3 protein-coding genes are annotated in these 4,640 nt (G+C 62.2%); 1 reads left to right on the top strand and 2 read right to left on the bottom strand.

Annotated elements, in window-relative coordinates:
• Positions 1-142: 142 nt before the first annotated feature.
• A complete protein-coding gene (locus ACW9JE_RS28865) occupies positions 143-1,270 on the bottom strand; it encodes a diguanylate cyclase (RefSeq protein ID WP_457434700.1) in 1,128 nt (375 codons plus the stop codon).
• Positions 1,271-1,536: 266 nt separating this feature from the next.
• Between ACW9JE_RS28865 and katG the strand changes: the two genes are divergently transcribed.
• Positions 1,537-3,801: a catalase/peroxidase HPI gene (gene katG / locus ACW9JE_RS28860; RefSeq protein ID WP_457434699.1), complete on the top strand. Its 2,265-nt coding sequence runs from the start codon at positions 1,537-1,539 to the stop codon at positions 3,799-3,801.
• A 188-nt stretch (positions 3,802-3,989) separates the two neighbouring features.
• Here the strand turns inward: katG and ACW9JE_RS28855 are convergent, their stop codons facing one another.
• The gene (locus ACW9JE_RS28855; RefSeq protein ID WP_457434698.1) at positions 3,990-4,478 is read right to left on the bottom strand and encodes a GlcG/HbpS family heme-binding protein; all 489 of its coding nucleotides are present in this window, start codon (positions 4,476-4,478) and stop codon (positions 3,990-3,992) included.
• Between the last annotated feature and the right edge of the window lie 162 nt (positions 4,479-4,640).

The raw sequence follows: 4,640 nt of genomic DNA, 5'->3' as shown, positions 1-4,640 counted from the left end.
CTTGTCCCTCCTCCTCCCTTCAAGTCCTACCATACAAGCGAGCCTGCTCGCGATGGGTTTTCAGGCAACCTGTTTTGGTGGATGTACCGGCCTCTTCGCGGGCAAGCCTCGCTCCTACAGGGGGTTGCGGGGTTGCAGGTGCTTAGTCGGACACCACCACCTGATTGCGCCCCCTGGCCTTGGCCCGATACAGCGCCTTGTCGGCATTGCTCATCAAACTGTGCAGATCCTTGTCGCCTGCAACCATGCACGCAACGCCGACGCTGGCGGTGATGCAGTGCACCGGCCCGGTCATCAGCCCGGAAATGGAATGAACTAGCCCTTCGGCGATGTTCTGCGCATCTTCAAGCGATGTATCCGGCAGCAGCACCGCAAACTCCTCCCCGCCCAGCCGCCCATACACATCAGCCTCGCGAAACGACCGGCTGATCACCACGCCCATCTGCCGCAGCACCTGGTCGCCGACCTGATGGCCGTAGGTGTCGTTGATGTGCTTGAAGTGGTCCATGTCCAGCATCACCGCGCACAGCGGCAGGCGGTAGTGCTGGCAGTGGTTGTACAGGCGCTGGGCCTGCTCGAAGAAGGCGCGGCGATTGCGCAGGCCGGTCAGTTCGTCGGTCTGTGCGGCGCGGGTGGAGATGCTGTGGGCCAGTTCCATTTCGCGGGTCAGGCGGAAGGCGGTTTCCAGGGCGACGGAGAGTTTGCGGGTGGCGCTGCACACGAAGGAGGCGAAGACCAGCACCGCCACGCCCATGCCGAACTGTAGCGAAGTCGGCTGGATCATCAGCCAGAAGGTCGACGGCAGCAGCACCAAGGCGATGGACACCACCGTCATGTAGCGATAGGCCGAATAACACGACACCGCGCTCACCGACATGCCGACCGTGAACAGCATCACCAGCGCCTGGGCCAGCAGATCGTCGGCCGGCATGACCGCCAGCGCCCCGCCGCCCCAGATCCCGGCGGACAGCGACAAGGTGGCCATATAGATCAGTTCCCAGCGCTGCGGGGTGCGGGCCGCTTCGGGGCTGCGGAAATAAACCACGAACATCGTGATGCGGATCAGGGTGGAGGCCGCCAGCAGACCGATCCACCAGTTCATGATGTGGTGGTCGAAGCGGTCCCAGCACAGCCAACACAACATGGCCAATGCCAGAAAGCTGCCGAAAACAGCAGTTACCGATTGCCGAAACAGCTGATGCAATCGATCGGTGCGCACCTGTTGGGCGATGTAGCGTTCCTGCTCGAGCCGAAATCCAAGGCCATCCATTGTGTTCGCCTGATAATGCTGCGGTGACCTGACTATTGTGGCACATCGCTAGGAGGCACCTGTAAAACTCTGTGTCCGCTGAGAGATTCCGCCTATCGGCTACCAATACTCGGGCTATTAGCTGACTTGACGATCGGGGTCTAGCCTTATTTAGCGCCGGCGCGGTCTGGCCGGCACAGACCTGATGTGAAGACAAGAATGAGTCAGATACTGGATGCCCCCACGGGCCGGGAAGCTGACTGATCTCGACCGAGGGAAGCTCACACATGGCAACCGAATCGAAATGCCCGTTCAATCACGCCGCCGGCGGTGGCACACGCAACCGCGACTGGTGGCCGAACCAACTGAACCTGAACATCCTGCATCAGCACTCGCCTCTCTCCACTCCAGCCGATGAGGGATTTGATTATGCCGAGGCGTACAAAAAACTCGACTTTGCCGCCGTCAAGCGCGACCTGACCGCGCTGATGACCGACTCGCAAGAATGGTGGCCTGCCGACTTCGGCCACTATGGCCCACTGTTCGTGCGCATGGCCTGGCACGCCGCCGGTACCTATCGCACCGCCGACGGGCGCGGTGGTGCCGGTTCCGGCCAGCAACGCTTCGCCCCGCTCAACAGCTGGCCGGATAACGTCAGCCTGGACAAGGCCCGCCGTCTGCTGTGGCCGATCAAACAGAAATATGGCCGCAACATTTCCTGGGCCGACCTGATCGTGCTTACCGGCAACGTCGCTCTGGAATCCATGGGCTTCAAGACCTTCGGCTTCTCCGGTGGCCGTCCGGACGTCTGGGAACCGGACGAGGACGTGTACTGGGGCTCGGAAACCAAGTGGCTGGGCGGCGATACCCGCTACGCCAGCGACCCGAGCGATGACAACAAGGCTGTGCAGAAACCCGGCGACGTGCCGCTGTCGGCCGAACCCGGACGCAACGAAGACAGCCGCACCGAACACGGCCGCAACCTGGAAAACCCACTGGCTGCCGTGCAAATGGGCCTGATCTACGTCAACCCTGAAGGCCCCGAAGGCGAACCTGATCCGCTCAAGTCGGCCCTGGACATCCGCGAAACCTTCGCCCGCATGGCGATGAACGACGAGGAAACCGTCGCCCTGATCGCCGGTGGCCACGCCTTCGGCAAGACCCACGGCGCCGGTCCCGCCGATAACGTCGGCCCCGAACCGGAAGCCGCCGGCCTTGAACAACAGGGTCTGGGCTGGAAAAGCACCTTCGGTACCGGCAAGGGCCCGGACACCATCACCAGCGGCCTGGAAGTCACCTGGACCAATACCCCGACCAAATGGAGCAACAACTATTTCGAAAACCTCTTCGGCTTTGAGTGGGAGCTGACCAAGAGCCCGGCCGGGGCGAACCAGTGGAAACCCAAGGACGGCGCGGGGGCCGGGTTGATCCCGGATGCGTTCGACCCCAACAAGCGCCGTGAACCACGGATGCTGACCTCGGACCTGGCGTTGCGCATGGACCCGATCTACGAGCCGATTTCCCGGCGCTTCCTGCAGAACCCGGATCAACTGGCCGACGCCTTCGCCCGCGCCTGGTACAAACTGATCCACCGCGACATGGGCCCGCTGTCACGCTACCTCGGCCCGGAAATGCCCAATGAAGTGCTGTTGTGGCAAGACCCGATTCCGAAGGTCGATCATGCCCTGATCGGCGATGCCGACGTCGCCGCGCTCAAGAGCAAGATCCAGGCCAGCGGCCTTAGCGTTTCGCAACTGGTGTCCACGGCCTGGGCGGCGGCTTCGACCTTCCGTGGCTCCGACAAGCGCGGTGGCGCCAACGGTGGACGGCTGCGTCTGGAACCGCAGAAATCCTGGAAGGCCAACCAGCCGGATCAGTTGGCCAACGTGCTGGGCAAACTCGAAGGCATCCAGAAGGAGTTCAACAGCGGCGGCAAGAAAGTCTCCCTGGCAGACCTGATCGTGCTCGCCGGTAATGTGGGCGTCGAGCAGGCGGCGAAAAGCGCCGGGCATAACGTCACCGTGCCGTTTTCGCCGGGACGCACGGATGCGACTCAGGATCAGACGGATGTCGAGTCGTTCGGCATGCTCGAGCCGATCGCCGATGGCTTCCGCAACTATCTCAAGTCCCGCTATCGCATTACCGCCGAGCATCTGCTGATAGACAAGGCCCAGCTGCTGACCCTCACCGCCCCACAAATGACCGCGCTGATCGGAGGCCTGCGCGTACTCGACACCAACGTCGGCCAAACCGCCCACGGCGTGTTCACCACGCGCAAAGGCACGCTGACCAACGACTTCTTCGTCAACCTGCTGGACATGGGCGTGGAGTGGAAACCCACCTCGGCCACCAACGAAGAATTCGAAGGCCGCGACCGCAAAACGGGCCAGGCGAAGTGGACCGCGAGCCGGGTGGATCTGGTGTTCGGCGCCAACGCGCAGCTGCGGGCACTGGCGGAGTTCTATGCGAGTGACGACAACAAGGAGAAATTCGTGAAGGACTTCGTGGCGGCCTGGGGCAAAGTGATGAACCTGGATCGGTTCGATCTCTGACCGACGACGCAATACCTGTGGGAGCGAGCCTGCTCGCGATGGAAGTCAACGATAACGCGGACTGTCTGATTGCCCGCGTTGTCCTAGCGTCCATCGCGAGCAGGCTCGCTCCCACAGGGGTTATGTGTTGTGTCGAAATTTTGCATACACCCTCGCCACAAAGCCCCCCACAAATAGACGGCAGCGACTTACTTGAACAACCCTGCGTTAGCGGCCAGCACTTCATCCGCACACTGCGCATCCAGATTCCCGCCCGGCGCTCCGGCCACGCCGATGGCGCCGATCACGGCCTCACCGGCCTTGATCGGAACACCGCCGCCCAGCAGCAGATAACCCGGAATATCGGTCAGATTGGCCGCACCGGGGTTCTTCTGCGCGTTCTCCATGATGGTCAGCGTCGGGGTCTTGGCCGATGCCGAGGTGAAGGCCTTGGCACGACTGGCCTCGATGGTATGAGGGCCGGCGTTATCGGCGCGGGCCAGGGCTTTAAGCACGCCGGCGCGGTCCACCACCGCGGCGCTCACGTTGTAGCCCTTGGCCTGACAGGCAGCGAGCGTTGCAGTCACCAGTTTCTGCGCGTCGGCGGTCGAGATATTGCTTTCAGTCAACACCGCCGCATGAGCCGCGCCAGCAAGGGTCAGGCTGCCAAGCAGCGCTGCAAGAGATAAACGAGTCATATTGAACGTCCTTCTGTTGAATGAATGGTCAGGGCGTGTCGCAGGTCGTTTGTTAATCCTAGTCGGGATATCCGCAGGCGAGTCAGATGTCGGCCGAACCACCGCCTTCGCGAGCAAGCCCGCTCCCACCGGGGATCTCTGCTAAATACCGAATTTGTGTTC

Source organism: Pseudomonas sp. SDO55104_S430, assembly GCF_054070595.1.
Note: the sequence above shows the minus strand (reverse complement) of the source record. Positions and strands in the feature narration are given on the sequence as shown.